Source organism: Pseudomonas sp. CFBP13528 (genome assembly GCF_005233615.1).
GTDB lineage: Bacteria > Pseudomonadota > Gammaproteobacteria > Pseudomonadales > Pseudomonadaceae > Aquipseudomonas > Aquipseudomonas fluorescens_AM.
Window position 1 is genome coordinate 341943 of the sequence record NZ_QGAJ01000004.1, and the last position, 14716, is coordinate 356658.

Consider the following 14716-nt stretch of genomic DNA (forward strand, 5'->3'; position numbering starts at 1 on the left):
TTCGGGTGAGGGGCAAGGGATGGCTGTTTGGGGTAGGGCTGTTGTGTTCGGGCAAGGCGTTGGCCGTGTGCTCGGTGGTGTCCACGGTCCCGGCCAGTTTCGGCTCGATCAGTTCGATGACCGTGCGTACCGCTGCGCAAACCAGCTCTACCACCAACGCCGGCTTGAGCTGCACCTCGGCCCTGGTGTCGCTGCTGGCGTCGACCGACCATTTCTACGCCACGATTACGTCGACTCAGGGCGGCATGCGCGGGCCGACCGGGGATGTGATCGGCTACACGATTTATGGCAATAACAGCACCAGTTATCCGATCACCCGTGGGGCGCAGTTCGATTTTGGCGGCGCCGGCGGTATCGCCCAGATCATCGGCCTGATCGCGGGGCCGGGTGCGAAAACCGTGCCGCTGTACCTGGGCAGCATCACCGGCAGCAATGTCGCCGCCGGCTTGTATACCGAGACGTTGAACATCGCCTGGAACTGGAACTACTGCTCGGGGATCGGTCTTGGCGGCATCTGCCTGGGGCGTGACATTGGCAGCGGCACGGCATCACTGACCGTGAGCATGAACGTGACCAATGACTGCCAGATTAGCGCCCCCACTATCAGCTTCGGCAGCGCGCCGGTGGTCAGCGGATTCACTGCCGTGACCGGGCAGACCATCAGCATTGCCTGTACCAAGGGCAGCGCCTACACCGTGGGCTTGAGCGACGGCCAGAACGCGGTCAGCGTCGGTGGCCGGCGGCGCATGATTTCCGGCGGCAACTACTTGGCCTACGATATCTTCAAGAGTGCCGGCACCACGCGTTGGGGCAGCGTTGGCGCGGCGCGGCGCGCCAGTTCCACGGCCGAGGTCAACCCCGGCAATGGCTTGGGCACGGGCAGCCAGGTCTACAACTATAACGCCAGGATCTACCCCGACCAGCCCACGCCACCGGCCGGTACCTATCTGGACAACGTAGTGCTGGACGTGGGCTTCTAGAACTTCATTTGCCCGGCGCTGGCCTGATCCACTGGACTGACCATCGCGTAGTTGTACCCGCCGCCCGACCAATAGTCGGCCTGCAATCCGTCGGCGCTGCGACTGCCGCGCGGCAGGAAGCCGTTGTTCGGACCCGGTGGGCGAATGTAGAAACTGATGCGCCGACCCCGCGCATCTTCGTACAGCACCATGGCCGCTGCGCCTTGTTCGGTGGTGAGCAGGCGCCCGCTGACCGGCTTGAACCCCGCCTGGCTCAAGTCGGGCAAGCGATGGGCCTGGTTGAAGTAGCGATCGAGCCAGGCCTGCATCGTGTTGCGGTCCTGAGCGTTGTAGTCGGCGGGCATGATGCCGTCCTGGGCAAACAAACGGTATGCCTGCATCGCATCGGCCATCGGCAACAGTGCAGGCTGGGTGGCCTCGCGGGCGTGCCAGCCGCCCAGTCCGCCGAGGCTGACAGCGATCAGCAGCAGCGCGGCGGTGGCGAGATGGCGGCGGGACCGATGCTTGACGCGCTGGCGAATCAGCGCCGGGTCCAATGCCGGGTTACCCGGTTGCTGCAGGGCACCGCTCAAAGACGCGCGCAGCAACTGGGCATCCTGTTGCCAGGCATGCACCTGGGCGGCCACGTCGGGGTGGCTCGCCAGCCAGGTTTCAAGGACACGGCGATCAGTGTCCGGCAACTGATGATCGACGTAAGCGTGTAAGTCACGTTCACTGGGAGGCAGGCTGATCATTTGAGTATCCGCAGGGAAGGGCTGGCAATTTCGCCATCGCTGAGTTGACGCAAGGCCTGGCGGGCGCGTGAGAGACGCGACATCACCGTACCGATGGGCACGTCGAGTATTTCGGCGACTTCCTTGTAGCTCAAGCCTTCGACCGACACCCACAGCAGCAGGGCGCGCTGCTCGGCAGTGAGTTGGTCGAAGGCTTGCAGGGTGGATTGGGCCATTACCGTACGCTCCACCGAGGGCTGAGCATCGTCGCGGCCGGTGAAGAATTCGAGCATGCGCGCGTAGCGCCGGTTGCGCCGATGGGCATCGAGGAATTGTCGGTACAGGATCGAAAACAGCCACGCACGCAGGTCGCCTTCGATGCGCTTGTCGGCCCAGGCGATGATCGCCCGTTCCAGGGTTGACTGCACCAGGTCGTCGGCGCCGCTGGCGTTACGGGTCAGGGACACGGCAAAGCGCCGCAGCCTGGGGATGACTTCACGTAACTGTTCGTCGAGTTCGTGCATGGGTGTCCGGCTGGTTGCTACGCTGCTGTGACTAGCTGTGACTGGAGAGACGTTCGGCGCCGAAGGTTATTCCATGGGCCGAAAAATAAAATGCGGCCAGGGAATAGAGTGTATCGGCGTGCGTCTCAATGCTCCGACCTTATGTTTCACCCCCTGAGGCCTCAGGCCCTGGAGTTCATTCATGGTAGATCACTCACCACCGCCCCGTCCTCCGTTAAGCACTGCGAGCCTGATCGCGCGACTCGCGGGTATCGGCGCCGTGGTTGCCGTTGTTGCCGGGGCATTTGCCTACGTCAACGGCACGCTCGACCCACAGCGTCTGCGGCCAAAAACCCTGGTCAATGCCCTGGAAACCAATAACGGCGTGCACCCGGGGTTTCGGCGTAACCATGCCAAAGGCGTGTGCGTGGCCGGGTACTTCGAGAGCAGTCCCGAAGTGCGTGCCTACTCCAGCGCCCAGGTGTTCAACGAGGCGAAAACCCCGGTGATCGGGCGGTTCGCCTTGCCCAGCGGCAACCCTTATGCGCCGGACAGCAGTGTGCCGATCCGCAGTTTTGCCGTGCAGTTCAGCCAGGCCAACGGCCAGCAGTGGCGCACCGGGATGAACAGCATGCCGGTGTTCCCGGTGGGCACGCCCGAGGCGTTCTACCAGTTGCTCAAGGCCGGCGCGCCGGACCCGGCCACCGGCAAGCCGAACCCGGCGAGCATGCCGGCGTTTTTTGCCGCCCACCCGGAGACAGCACCGTTTCTGGCCTGGGTCAAAACCGCCAGGCCATCGGCCAGTTACGCGACCGAAACCTATAACGGCATCAACGCGTTTTACCTGGTGAGCGCCGACGGCAAACGCCAGGCCGTGCGCTGGACCGTGGTGCCACAGAGCCAGGATGCAGCGGGCGATACCGCGCCTGAGGGTGGCGACTTCCTGGAAAAAGACCTGGTGCAGCGCCTGGCTGCGGGGCCGCTGCATTGGCAGTTGAACATGACGCTGGCCAACCCAGGCGACCCGCTCGATGACGCCAGCAAGACCTGGACCGGCGCGCACAAGGTAGTCACCGCCGGCACCCTGGTGCTGCAGAGCAGCCAGCCACAAGCCGACGGCGATTGCCGCGATATCAACTTCGACCCGCTGATTCTGCCCAGTGGTATCGAGGCGTCCAATGACCCGCTGCTGGCGGCTCGCTCGGCGGCCTATGCCAGCTCATACCTGCGCCGTGCCGGTGAAGTCAGCCCGTTGCACAGTGTCCCCCAGGAGTCGAAGCCATGAAGGTTGAACCACGATTTTTTGCCCCGCTGGCGCGTTTGCTGCACTGGGTGATGGCGTTGATGATCATCGCCATGCTGTTTATCGGCGCGGGCCTGGCGGCGTCAGTGTCTGAGCGCCACGAGTGGCTGATTCACCTGCACAAGCCATTGGGGATCGCCATTCTGGCGCTGGTCATCGTGCGCCTGGTGGTGCGTTTTTCCACGCGCCAACCGCCGCTGCCGGCTGACTTGCCGCTGTGGCAAGTGCTCGCGGCCAAGGCCTCACACGCGGTGCTGTATGGGTTGATGCTGGTGTTGCCGTTGTTGGGCTGGGCAATGATTTCGGCCGCCGGTGACCCGGTGATGCTCAGCAGCTCCGTGCAGCTGCCGGCATTGGTCTCGGCGAATGCGCCGTTGTTTGCGCTGTTGCGCAAGGCCCACGGTTATCTCGCCTACCTGCTGTTTCTGACGGTGCTGGTGCATCTGGCGGCCGCACTGTTCCACGGGTTGATCCGCCGCGACGGCGTACTGCAAAGTATGACCGGCACCCGCCACTGATCAGTCTTTGACTGATCGTCAACGCAGGTGGCCGATGATATCGGCCACGCTGCTCAGGACATCCTTGCCCAACTGCCGGGAGCGATCGCCGGACCAGCCGGTTTTCGCGTTGGGCGCATCGTCGTTGTCCTTGAAGGGCATCTCCAGGGTCAGTGACAGGCAGTCGTACTTCTCACCGACCGCATTGCAAGCCAGGGTCATATTGGCTTCGCCCGGCAGATCGCGGGTGTAGCCGTAGGTGGTCTGAAAGTCACGAGTCAATTGGCTCAGGTGGCTGCGGAAGTGTTTTTCCAGGGCTTCGATCCGCGGGCTGTAGCCGGGGTTGCCTTCGCAGCCTGCGGTGAACACGTAGGGGATTTCTTCGTCGCCATGGATATCGAGGAACAGGTCGACGCCATATTTTTCCATCTGCTGTTGCACGAACAGGACTTCCGGGCTGAGTTCCTGGCTGGCGCTCTGCCAGGCGCGGTTGAGGTCCTGGCCCATGGCATTGGTACGCAGGTGGCCATGAAATGCGCCGTCGGGGTTCATGTTCGGCACCAGGTACAGGTCGGCGACGGCCAGGAGCTTCTTCAACTCGCTGCCACCGCTCTGTTGCAGGCGTTCTATCACGCCCTCCATAAACCATTCGGCCATGTGTTCACCGGGATGCTGCTGGGCGATGATCCAGACCTTGCGGCGGCCTTCGCCCCCTTTGCCACGGCGCAGCAGCTGGATATCGCGGCCCTCGACACTTTTGCCGGTGGCCAGCAGCTTGACGCCGGCATACTTCAGCGCCTGCTCGATCAACCAGTCGTGGCGTTCACGGCTATAGGGTTCGAAGTAGGCGAACCACGCGTGTTTTTCCCGGGTCTGGAGGCTGATATGCAGGATTTCGCCATCAAAGCGTGACGGCACGCGGAACCAATTGACGTGGTCGTAGGATGCCACGGCGTTATAGCCGGTCCAGGCGTGCTTGTAGGACGAACCGCCCGCGTTGCTCAGGCGAAAAGTATGGGTGTGACCCACATGCATGCCTTCGGCCTTGAAGTGAAACCACTGATAATGCTGGCTGCGGGTGTCGGGTTTGATTGCCAGCAACAATTGGTAGGCATCGCTGGCATCCAGGACCTGGATATTGCCGCTGTCGAAGTCGGTGCTGATTTTGATGGACGTCAAGGCCACGGTCATAGTCTGGTTGCCTGAATATGAGGATGTGGCGGCTATCTTACACAGGCAGCAGGCAATGTCTGGAAGCAAAATTGTTGCACGGGGGGAGGGGGCATCATCCGTGACGCTGCGCCAGCTTAGGGTCTATGAGATTGATTCTCAAGCGCTAAATCGGGAAGATTTGGACTGGGGCCTTGCTGCGCCTTTCTTTTCGCAATGGTCTTTTGCTACCATCCGCGCCATCAAGCAACACACAGTCTTCATTAGCCTGAAGCCATGCCAGAAAAACTGGCAAAAAAAAGACCCGGCCAAAGAGCCGGGTCAAAAACCGTGATTAGCCTGATGAGGAGATATTCCAAGAGCCCGACCTAAGGTCTCTTGGTCTATCGACTGATCTCGCGATCAGCTAGGTCCAATAATAATCATTATCATTTGCAAGTCAAATGTTTTTATCCGTCCGATAGAAATATTTTTCCCGTGTGCCCGTCATCCGCTTGCCTGAGCGTCCGGCGCTCGCAACGACCGCTCCACCATCGCCTTAGCCATATCAATCAAGTACACCACCGAAAATGCCAGGTCACGCTGATTGCCCTGATGGCTGCTCGCCGACTCGTAGGCGGTTGCCGCCGCACTGCGCAGCAGGTCGGAGGCGTGCACCAGCGCTTCCTCCTGGCTGATGCTTGAGTTGATGGTGAAAAAGGCTGTGCCCGAGGCTGGCGCAGACATATCTTCTTTCAAGTAATAGTCCAGCGCGCGCTGTGCGGCGCCGCTGCAGTGCATGTCGTGCAGCTCAGTGTTTTCAGGTAGTTCAGGCAGGTGATACGGGCTCGTCGTCATGAGGGGCGGTACTCTGGGTGGGTGTCGAAAACCTTATATCGATGATAGTACGTATCGTATTTATGTCGTTTTATGGATTACTACAAACTGTTTATTGCCGTGGAAAATACGCACCGTATTGTCAGCGCCATGGATAACTGGATAGCGTTGGTGCGAGCCAACATGAAAGACCGCAAGGTCACGCAGGATGAACTGGCGGAGCGCCTGGGCATGTCCCAGGGCGGCGTGGGCCATTGGCTCAACAAGCGCCGCGTTCCGAGCCTGGCGGACATGAACCGGGTACTGGCGGAACTGGGGCTGGGCTACCTTGAAGTGGCGCTGGAGATTCGCGACAGGACGGATGCACGGGCGGCACTGGAGCACCACTACAACCCGTATTTTCGCTACCCGGTCAACGACTGGGGCGGTGTGTGCGAACTGCGTGAAACACGTGCCCATTATGGGCCGGAACGCTTTGAATTGACCGATTACCATGCCCATGGCGACGCCTTCTGGCTGCCGGTGATCGGCGACGCCATGACCGCGCCCACGGGTCTGAGCATCAGCGCAGGCATGCTGATCCTGGTCGATCCGGCTATCGAGGTGCAGCCCGGCAAACTGGTGGTTGCGCAATGGCTGGACAGCCCCCAGGCCACCTTTCGCCAGCTGCAGGCAGACAGCGGCCAGCTTTACCTGGCGCCGCTCAATCCCACTTACCCCAAACTGCTGTTCACCGACGATTGCCGCATCCTGGGCGTGGTCGTGCAAGCCATGGCGAAGTTCTAGTGCGCTGGCTCTAGTTCCACCAGTGCACTGCCTTCGGCGACCATCTCGCCCTCCTGGCAAAACAGTGCCTTGACCACGCCCGCCTCAGGCGCGCGGATGCTGTGTTCCATCTTCATCGCTTCAAGTACCACCAGTTGCGCACCGGCTTCGACGCGTTGGCCGATGTCCACCAGTACGCGCACGATGCTGCCGTTCATGGGGGCGGTAAGGCCGCCTTGAGAGGTGTGACCGGCCTCGGCCGCCGCAATCGGGTCGAACAGGCTGACCGCCTGCATTTCGCCATCCCAGCGCAGATACACCGTGCCTTCATTGCGCACCGCCAGATGGGAGCGATGTATACCCTGGTGTTCGATGACCAGGTGCTCGTCCATGAGTGGCGACGGTGGCCCGGCCAGCGTGACCAGTCGGTCCTGGCCATTGCAGCTCAAATGCAGTGAAACCTGGGCCGGCAGCCCCGCGCGAAAACCGTGGGTCGCTGCCCACGGTCCGTCACCGGTCGGCAAGGTTTGCATAAAAGCCGAACCTGCCGCCTGCCAGAACTCATCGCTCAACGCTGCGGCCACCGGCAGCAGCTCAGCCTGATAGCGCGGAATAAACCCGGTATCCAGCTCGGCCGCAGTAAAGGCCGGATGGCCAATGATGCGCCGCAGGAAGCCCAGGTTGGTCTTGAGCCCGCCCACCGCATATTCGTCGAGCATACTCAGCAATCGCAGCCGCGCCTGTTCACGGTCCTCGCCCCAGGCAATCAACTTGCCGAGCATCGGGTCGTAGAACGGCGAAACGCTGTCCCCTTGTTCGACGCCGCTGTCCACGCGCCGCCCCGGGCCTGGCCTGGACTCGCGGTACAGCGCCAACCGTCCGGTGGCGGGCAGGAAATCAGTGGCCGGGTCTTCGGCATACAGCCTGACCTCAATCGCATGCCCCCGCAGCGGCACCTGGGCCTGGGTGATCGGCAGCACTTCGCCCTGGGCCACACGGATCTGCCAAGCCACCAGGTCGAGGCCGGTGATCGCCTCGGTGACCGGATGCTCGACTTGCAGGCGGGTGTTCATCTCCATGAAGAAAAACTCGCCGCGGGCATCCAGCAGGAACTCCACTGTGCCCGCGCCCACATAGCCAATGGCCTGCGCCGCGCGAACCGCCGCTTCGCCCATGGCCTTGCGTTGCTCGGCACTGAATCCCGGCGCGGGGGCTTCTTCCACGACCTTTTGATGACGCCGCTGGATCGAGCAATCACGCTCATTGAGGTATAGGCAGTTGCCGTGTTGATCGGCGAACACCTGGATTTCCACATGGCGCGGTTTGAGCAGGTATTTCTCCACCAGCATCTGCCCGTTGCCAAATGACGACAGCGCCTCACGCTGGGCGGAGGCCAGGGCTTCTGCCAGCTGGCTGACGTCCTCGACCACCTTCATACCCTTGCCGCCGCCGCCAGCCGTGGCCTTGAGCAACACCGGGTAACCGATACGCGCGCAGGCCTCCCGGAAGGTCTCCAGGTCCTGGGCCTCGCCGTGATAACCCGGCACCAGCGGCACGCCGGCGGTGTCCATCAGCGCCTTGGCCGCCGACTTGCTGCCCATGGCGTCGATTGCCGAGGCGGGCGGGCCGAGGAAGATCAAGCCCGCTGCCTCGACGGCCCGAGCGAACCCGGCGTTTTCCGAAAGAAAACCGTAGCCCGGATGAATCGCCTGGGCGCCGCTGGCGTGGGCGGCGGCGATCAGTTTATCGATCTGCAGGTAACTGTCAGTGGCCTTGCTGCCGCCCAGGTCGACACGAATATCCGCTTCGCGGCTGTGCCGCGCATCACGGTCGATCGCACTGTGCACGGCCACGGTGGTCAGCCCCATCGCCTTGGCGGTGCGCATGATTCGGCAGGCGATTTCGCCACGGTTGGCCACCAGCACGCTAGTCAATGTGCTCATGGGTGCGGCTCCTTGGATTGCCAGCTGGGTGCGCGTTTTTGCAGAAAGGCGCGCAAGCCTTCCTGACCCTCGGCACTGACCCGAATTCGCGCGATGGCGTTTTCACAGTAACGCCGCAGCGCCGGGGTAAGGGCACCGTTGCCCACCTCACGCAATAAGTCTTTGCTCGAACGCATTGCCGCCGGGCTGTTGTGCAGCAGGTTGGCGATCCACTCATCCACCCGTTGCTCCAACGTCTCGACCGGGTAGCTTTCCGCCAACAGGCCGATCTCTCGCGCACGCTGGCCGCCAAACCGCTCGGCCGTCAAGGCATAGCGACGGGCCGCGCGTTCACCGATGGCCTGCACCACGAATGGGCTGATCACCGCCGGTGCCAGGCCGATACGCACTTCAGACAGACAGAACTGCGCGTCGTCGGTGCCGATCGCCATGTCGCAGCAACTGATCAAGCCCAGCGCGCCGCCGTAAGCGGCGCCTTGTACCACCGCCAGGGTGGGGATTTTCAGCTTGGCCAGGTTGTACATCAACTCGGCCAGTTCACGGGCGTCGTCCAGGTTGGTGTGGTAATCCAGCTCGGCCGATTGCTGCATCCAGGCCAGGTCGGCGCCGGCGCTGAAGTGCTTGCCGCGCCCGCGCAACACCAGAAAGCGCAGGGACGGGTCGCCCTGTACGTGGTCGAGAGCGATGATCAGTTCGCGGATCATCTGGGCGTTGAACGCGTTGTTCTTGGCTTCACGACTGAGCCACAGCGTGGCAAAGCCACGGCTGTCGGTGATCAGTTCGAGGGTGTTGAAATCGCTCATGCAAGAAGCTCCGTGAAAATGAGAGGCCTCCTGTAGGAGCAAGCTTGCTCGCGAAGGTCGTCAACGATAACGCGGGTATCCAGGATGTACGCGTTGACTGGACGTTTTTCGCCAGCGAGCTCGCTCCTGCAGGTCACATGCGGAACACGCCGAAGCGGCTCGGCTCGATAGGGGCGTTGAGGGCGGCGGACAGTGCCAGGGCCAGCACGTCGCGGGTCTGCAGCGGGTCGATGACGCCGTCATCCCACAGGCGTGCGCTGGAATAGTACGGATGGCCCTGGGTTTCGTATTGGTCGAGGATCGGCTGCTTGATCGCCGCTTCTTCCTCGGCACTGAACGCGTTGCCGGCGCGCTCGGCCTGCTCGCGCTTGACCTGCACCAGCACGCCCGCCGCCTGTTCGGCGCCCATCACGCCGATGCGCGCATTGGGCCACATCCACAAAAAGCGCGGGTCATAGGCGCGACCGCACATGCCGTAGTTACCGGCACCGAAACTGCCGCCGATGATCACCGTGAACTTCGGCACCTTGGCGCAGGCCACCGCCGTCACCAGTTTGGCGCCGTGCTTGGCGATGCCGCCGGCTTCGTACTTCTGGCCGACCATGAAGCCGGTGATGTTCTGCAGAAACAGCAGCGGAATCCCGCGCTGGCAGGCCAGCTCGATAAAGTGCGCGCCTTTTTGCGCGGCTTCAGCGAACAGAATCCCGTTGTTGGCCAGGATCGCCACCGGGTAACCGTGCAGATGTGCAAAGCCGCACACCAGGGTGGTGCCGAACAGCGCCTTGAACTCATCGAACACCGAACCGTCCACCAGCCGTGCGATCACTTCGCGCACATCGAACGGCTGCTTGGCATCGGCCGGAATCACGCCATAGAGCTCTTCGCCGCTGTACAACGGCGCGACGGGCGTGCGTTGGCGCAACTCACCCTGCTTGCGCCAATTGAGGTTGGCCACGCTGCGGCGGGCCAGGGCCAGGGCGTGTTCATCGTTGTCGGCATAGTGATCGGCCACGCCGGAAATCCTGCAGTGCACATCGGCACCGCCGAGGTCTTCGGCGCTGACCACTTCGCCGGTGGCGGCTTTCACCAGCGGCGGGCCCGCGAGGAAAATAGTCGCCTGGTGGCGCACCATGATCGCTTCGTCGGCCATGGCCGGCACATAGGCTCCACCGGCGGTGCACGAGCCCATCACCACGGCAATCTGCGGGATGCCCTGGGCACTCATATTGGCCTGGTTGAAGAAGATCCGCCCGAAATGCTCGCGGTCCGGGAACACTTCATCCTGGCGCGGCAGGTTGGCGCCGCCGGAGTCCACCAGGTAAATGCACGGCAGGCGGTTCTGCTCGGCGATGGTCTGGGCGCGCAAGTGTTTCTTGACCGTCAACGGGTAGTAGGAGCCGCCTTTCACGGTGGCATCATTGGCGACGATCATGCATTCGACGCCTTCCACGCGGCCGATGCCGGCAATCACGCCGGCAGCCGGTACGTCTTCGCCGTACACCTGATGGGCGGCCAACTGGCTCAATTCGAGGAAGGGCGAGCCCGGGTCGAGCAAACGATTGATGCGCTCGCGTGGCAGCAGTTTGCCGCGTGAGGTATGCCGCTCCTGGGCCTTGGCGCCGCCGCCTTGTTGCACCTGGGCGAGGAGGGTGTGCAGCGCGTCGACCTGGCGGCGCATCGCCGCGCTGTTGGCGACGAATTCCGCCGAGCGCGGGTTGAGCTGGGTGTGTAGAAGCATGGGCTACTCCGTAGCAGCTTTAAGTTTCGAGCTACAAGCTACAAGTTAGAAGCAAGAGCACCGTCCTCTTGCCGCTTGAAGCTTGTCACTTGCCGCTGACGAAATTCATTTCGTCTCATTAAACAGTTCGCGACCGATCAACATCCGCCGAATCTCACTGGTGCCGGCGCCGATTTCGTACAGCTTGGCATCACGCAGCAGGCGCCCGGCGGGGAATTCATTGATGTAGCCGTTGCCGCCCAGGATCTGGATCGCATCAAGGGCCATTTGCGTAGCGCGTTCGGCGCTGTACAGGATCACGCCAGCGGCGTCCTTGCGCGTGGTCTCGCCGCGCTCGCAAGCCTGGGCCACCGCGTAAAGGTAGGCGCGACTGGCATTGAGCTGGGTGTACATATCGGCGACCTTGCCCTGGATCAGCTGGAACTCGCCGATGCTATGGCCGAACTGCTTGCGGTCGTGGATGTAGGGCACGATCAGGTCCATGCAGGCCTGCATGATTCCGGTGGGGCCGCCGGAGAGCACCACGCGTTCGTAATCGAGGCCGCTCATCAGCACTTTGACGCCGCCGTTGAGCACGCCGAGGATGTTTTCTTCGGGGACGTGCACGTCATCGAAAAACAGCTCGCAGGTGTTGGAGCCGCGCATGCCCAGCTTGTCGAACTTGTTGCTGCGACTGAAGCCTGCCCAGTCGCGCTCGACGATGAACGCGGTGATGCCGTGGGCGCCCTTTTCCATGTCGGTCTTGGCGTAGATCACGTAGGTATTGGCGTCGGGGCCGTTGGTGATCCAGGTCTTGCTGCCGTTGAGCACGTAGACGTCACCGCGCTTGTCGGCGCGCAGTCTCATCGACACCACGTCGGAACCGGCATTCGGCTCGCTCATGGCCAGGGCGCCGATGTGCTCGCCGCTGATCAGCTTGGGCAGGTACTTGAGTTTCTGTGCGTGGCTGCCATTGCGGTTGATCTGGTTGACGCACAGGTTGGAGTGGGCGCCGTAGGACAACGCCACCGAGGCCGAGCCACGGCTGATTTCTTCCATGCTCACCACATGCGCCAGGTAACCCAGGCCCGCGCCGCCGTACTCCTCCGGCACGGTAATACCCAGCAGGCCCATGTCGCCGAACTTGCGCCACAGGTCGGCGGGAAACAGGTTGTCGATATCGATCTGCGCTGCGCGGGGCGCGATTTCCTTGGCCACGAAGGACTGCACCTGGTCGCGCAGCATGTCGATGGTTTCGCCGAGGGCGAAGTTCAGGGACGGGTAACTCATGGACAGGCACCTTAATGTGAGCTTTTGTTGTTGTGTAGGCAAGGCGCGGGGGAGGGCGCTCACCTTTACGTTAACGTAAGCTTGCGTTGCGGCGCTGTCAATCGTAGTTTACGTTTACGTCAACCTACAAAAAAGACAACAGGGGTCGTTATGGATCAACCGAATCCGAGCTACAGCCGTGGCTCCCAGGACAAGGCCTTGCTGGCCATGACCATTGGCGAGGCGTTCGATCGTACCGCTGCGCAGTATCCTGATGGGGAAGCCTTGGTGGTCCGCCACCAACAACGGCGCTACACCTGGCGGGAGCTGGCCGAGACGGTTGATCTGCATGCGCGGGCGTTCCTCGCCCTGGGCATGCAAACCGGCGACCGCCTGGGCATCTGGGCACCCAATTGCGCCGAGTGGCTGGTCTGCCAGGTGGCGAGCGCGAAACTCGGTGTGATTCTGGTCAATATCAACCCGGCGTATCGCACCAGTGAGCTGGACTACGTGCTCCAGCAGTCCGGTTGCCAGTGGCTGGTGTGCGCCAGCGCGTTCAAGACGTCCGATTACCACGCGATGCTGCAGGAACTCAAGCCCGACCTGCGCGGCATCATCAGCCTGGACCCCAATCCACCTGCGCCATTCATGCCTTGGGCGCAATTGTCGGCGCTGGGGGCGAGCGTCCCTGCGCAGCAACTGCATGCCCGCCAGGCCAGCCTGCATTTCGATCAGCCGGTGAATATCCAGTACACCTCCGGCACCACCGGCTTTCCCAAAGGCGCCACCCTCAGTCACCACAACATTCTCAACAACGGCTATATGGTCGGTGAAAGCCTGGGGCTTGCCGCGCAGGACCGTTTGGTGATTCCTGTGCCGCTGTACCACTGTTTCGGCATGGTCATGGGTAACCTGGGGTGCATCACCCACGGCACCACCATGATCTATCCCAATGACGGCTTCGACCCGTTGCTGACGCTGACCGCCGTTGCTCAAGAGCGCGCCACCGGCCTGTACGGCGTGCCAACCATGTTTATCGCGCTGCTCGATCACCCACGCCTGGGCGAGTTCGACTTGTCCAGCCTGCGTACCGGAATCATGGCCGGCTCGACCTGCCCGATCGAGGTGATGCGCCGCGTCATCGGCGAACTGCACATGGGCGAAGTGCAGATTGCCTATGGCATGACCGAAACCAGCCCGGTGTCCTTGCAGACCGGCGCCGATGACGATCTGGAGCGCCGTGTGACCACCGTAGGCCGCACCCAGCCGCAGCTGGAAAACAGGATCATCGACGGTGACGGCAACACACTACCACGCGGTGAAATAGGCGAACTGTGCACGCGCGGTTACAGTGTGATGCTCGGCTATTGGAACAACCCCGAAGGCACTCGCGATGCCATCGACGAGCAGGGCTGGATGCACACCGGCGACCTGGCGACCATGGACGAACACGGTTACGTGTGCATCGTCGGGCGCAACAAGGACATGATCATTCGCGGTGGCGAGAACGTATATCCACGGGAGCTGGAGGAGTTTTTCTTCACCCATCCGGCCGTGGCTGATGTGCAAGTTATCGGTGTTCCCGATGAACGTTATGGTGAGGAAATCGTCGCCTGGATCAAGTTCCACCCGGGCCAGGTGGCGAGCGAGCTGGAACTGCAAACCTGGTGCAATGGCCGCATCGCCCACTTCAAGAGGCCCAGGCACTTCAAGTTCGTGGACGCGTTTCCGATGACGGTGACGGGCAAGATCCAGAAATTCCGGATGCGCGAGATCTCAATCGAAGAGCTGCGAACACGCTCGCAATAACTCACAGAAAGCACAAAGGGGACCCGAAGGTCCCCTTTAATATGTCGTTGCGTGCTCTTTTTTATTATTGAGGGGCGGCCTGTTGTTGTTTTTGGTAGCCGTGACCCGTACCGCTGTTTTGGCGACCCCCATCCGGGGTCAAGAGCAAACGTATTTTTTTGAGCGCTGATCTGCTTCTTCGTAAACGATCCAACCAGTGGGTAGCTACCTGAGGTAGTTTTATTTTTCTCTAACCGGTTGCGGGTTTCGGCACGCCGTACCCTGCAAAGCACATCTTCTCCAAAAAAATCTGTTAGCTGCGTCTCTGCCGTGTTGTTTTTGTTATGTCAGAGTCGTTTCGTCTTATTTTTATTAGGTTTGGTGCTTTTTATTCTTGTTATGCCATAGAGATAGCAGAAGCCGTGCCAACTTTTTAAAGTCCTTTAAAA

The 14716-nt window shown here is 61.7% G+C and carries 14 protein-coding genes; 6 read left to right on the forward strand and 8 right to left on the reverse strand.

Annotated elements, in window-relative coordinates:
• Positions 1 to 5 precede the first annotated feature (5 nt).
• Positions 6 to 980, forward strand: a complete 975-nt coding sequence (locus tag PspCFBP13528_RS11095) for a spore coat U domain-containing protein (protein ID WP_178084428.1) — start codon at positions 6 to 8, stop codon at positions 978 to 980.
• Here the strand turns inward: PspCFBP13528_RS11095 and PspCFBP13528_RS11100 are convergent.
• Positions 977 to 1714, reverse strand: coding sequence for an anti-sigma factor (locus tag PspCFBP13528_RS11100; RefSeq protein WP_137200212.1), 738 nt, complete (start codon positions 1712 to 1714; stop codon positions 977 to 979). The genes PspCFBP13528_RS11095 and PspCFBP13528_RS11100 overlap by 4 nt on opposite strands.
• Positions 1711 to 2217: a sigma-70 family RNA polymerase sigma factor gene (locus PspCFBP13528_RS11105; RefSeq protein WP_137200213.1), complete on the reverse strand. Its 507-nt coding sequence runs from the start codon at positions 2215 to 2217 to the stop codon at positions 1711 to 1713. The genes PspCFBP13528_RS11100 and PspCFBP13528_RS11105 overlap by 4 nt, the downstream gene beginning before the upstream one ends.
• Positions 2218 to 2398: 181 nt before the next feature.
• On the opposite strand from PspCFBP13528_RS11105, the gene PspCFBP13528_RS11110 reads away from it, so the two are divergent.
• Together PspCFBP13528_RS11110 and PspCFBP13528_RS11115 are read left to right on the forward strand one after the other, a co-directional pair.
• Positions 2399 to 3481, forward strand: coding sequence for a catalase family peroxidase (locus tag PspCFBP13528_RS11110; protein ID WP_137200214.1), 1083 nt, complete (start codon positions 2399 to 2401; stop codon positions 3479 to 3481).
• A complete protein-coding gene (locus PspCFBP13528_RS11115; RefSeq protein WP_065953075.1) occupies positions 3478 to 4017 on the forward strand; it encodes a cytochrome b in 540 nt (179 codons plus the stop codon). Before PspCFBP13528_RS11110 ends, PspCFBP13528_RS11115 begins: the two co-directional genes overlap by 4 nt.
• 18 nt (positions 4018 to 4035) lie before the next feature.
• Here PspCFBP13528_RS11115 and PspCFBP13528_RS11120 read toward each other — a convergent pair whose 3' ends face one another.
• Complete coding sequence (locus PspCFBP13528_RS11120; protein WP_101220076.1) at positions 4036 to 5187, reverse strand: M14-type cytosolic carboxypeptidase; 1152 nt, start codon at positions 5185 to 5187, stop codon at positions 4036 to 4038.
• Here PspCFBP13528_RS11120 and PspCFBP13528_RS27800 point away from each other — a divergent pair.
• On the forward strand, positions 5165 to 5500 hold the full coding sequence (locus PspCFBP13528_RS27800) for a hypothetical protein (protein WP_137200215.1): 336 nt from the start codon (positions 5165 to 5167) through the stop codon (positions 5498 to 5500). The two genes, PspCFBP13528_RS11120 and PspCFBP13528_RS27800, sit on opposite strands and share 23 nt — an antisense overlap.
• Before the next feature lie 152 nt (positions 5501 to 5652).
• On the opposite strand, the gene PspCFBP13528_RS11130 is transcribed toward PspCFBP13528_RS27800, so the two are convergent.
• On the reverse strand, positions 5653 to 6003 hold the full coding sequence (locus PspCFBP13528_RS11130) for a DUF3077 domain-containing protein (protein ID WP_101220077.1): 351 nt from the start codon (positions 6001 to 6003) through the stop codon (positions 5653 to 5655).
• A 129-nt stretch (positions 6004 to 6132) separates the two neighbouring features.
• On the opposite strand from PspCFBP13528_RS11130, the gene PspCFBP13528_RS11135 reads away from it, so the two are divergent.
• Positions 6133 to 6768 carry a S24 family peptidase gene (locus PspCFBP13528_RS11135; RefSeq protein WP_137200283.1) on the forward strand — a complete coding sequence of 212 codons (636 nt, stop codon included), beginning with the start codon at positions 6133 to 6135 and terminating at the stop codon, positions 6766 to 6768.
• Here PspCFBP13528_RS11135 and PspCFBP13528_RS11140 read toward each other — a convergent pair.
• The 4 genes from PspCFBP13528_RS11140 to PspCFBP13528_RS11155 form a co-directional block, all read right to left on the reverse strand.
• The gene (locus PspCFBP13528_RS11140; RefSeq protein ID WP_137200216.1) at positions 6765 to 8690 is read right to left on the reverse strand and encodes an acetyl/propionyl/methylcrotonyl-CoA carboxylase subunit alpha; all 1926 of its coding nucleotides are present in this window, start codon (positions 8688 to 8690) and stop codon (positions 6765 to 6767) included. The genes PspCFBP13528_RS11135 and PspCFBP13528_RS11140 overlap by 4 nt on opposite strands.
• Complete coding sequence (locus PspCFBP13528_RS11145) at positions 8687 to 9493, reverse strand: gamma-carboxygeranoyl-CoA hydratase (RefSeq protein WP_065953080.1); 807 nt, start codon at positions 9491 to 9493, stop codon at positions 8687 to 8689. Before PspCFBP13528_RS11145 ends, PspCFBP13528_RS11140 begins: the two co-directional genes overlap by 4 nt.
• Before the next feature lie 133 nt (positions 9494 to 9626).
• Complete coding sequence (locus tag PspCFBP13528_RS11150) at positions 9627 to 11231, reverse strand: carboxyl transferase domain-containing protein (RefSeq protein WP_137200217.1); 1605 nt, start codon at positions 11229 to 11231, stop codon at positions 9627 to 9629.
• Positions 11232 to 11336: 105 nt separating this feature from the next.
• Positions 11337 to 12500, reverse strand: a complete 1164-nt coding sequence (locus tag PspCFBP13528_RS11155; RefSeq protein WP_137200218.1) for an isovaleryl-CoA dehydrogenase — start codon at positions 12498 to 12500, stop codon at positions 11337 to 11339.
• Between the two features lie 150 nt (positions 12501 to 12650).
• Between PspCFBP13528_RS11155 and PspCFBP13528_RS11160 the strand changes: the two genes are divergently transcribed.
• Positions 12651 to 14288 (forward strand): AMP-binding protein, encoded by a 1638-nt coding sequence (locus tag PspCFBP13528_RS11160; RefSeq protein WP_137200219.1) that lies wholly within the window; start codon positions 12651 to 12653, stop codon positions 14286 to 14288.
• The last annotated feature ends 428 nt before the right edge of the window (positions 14289 to 14716 follow it).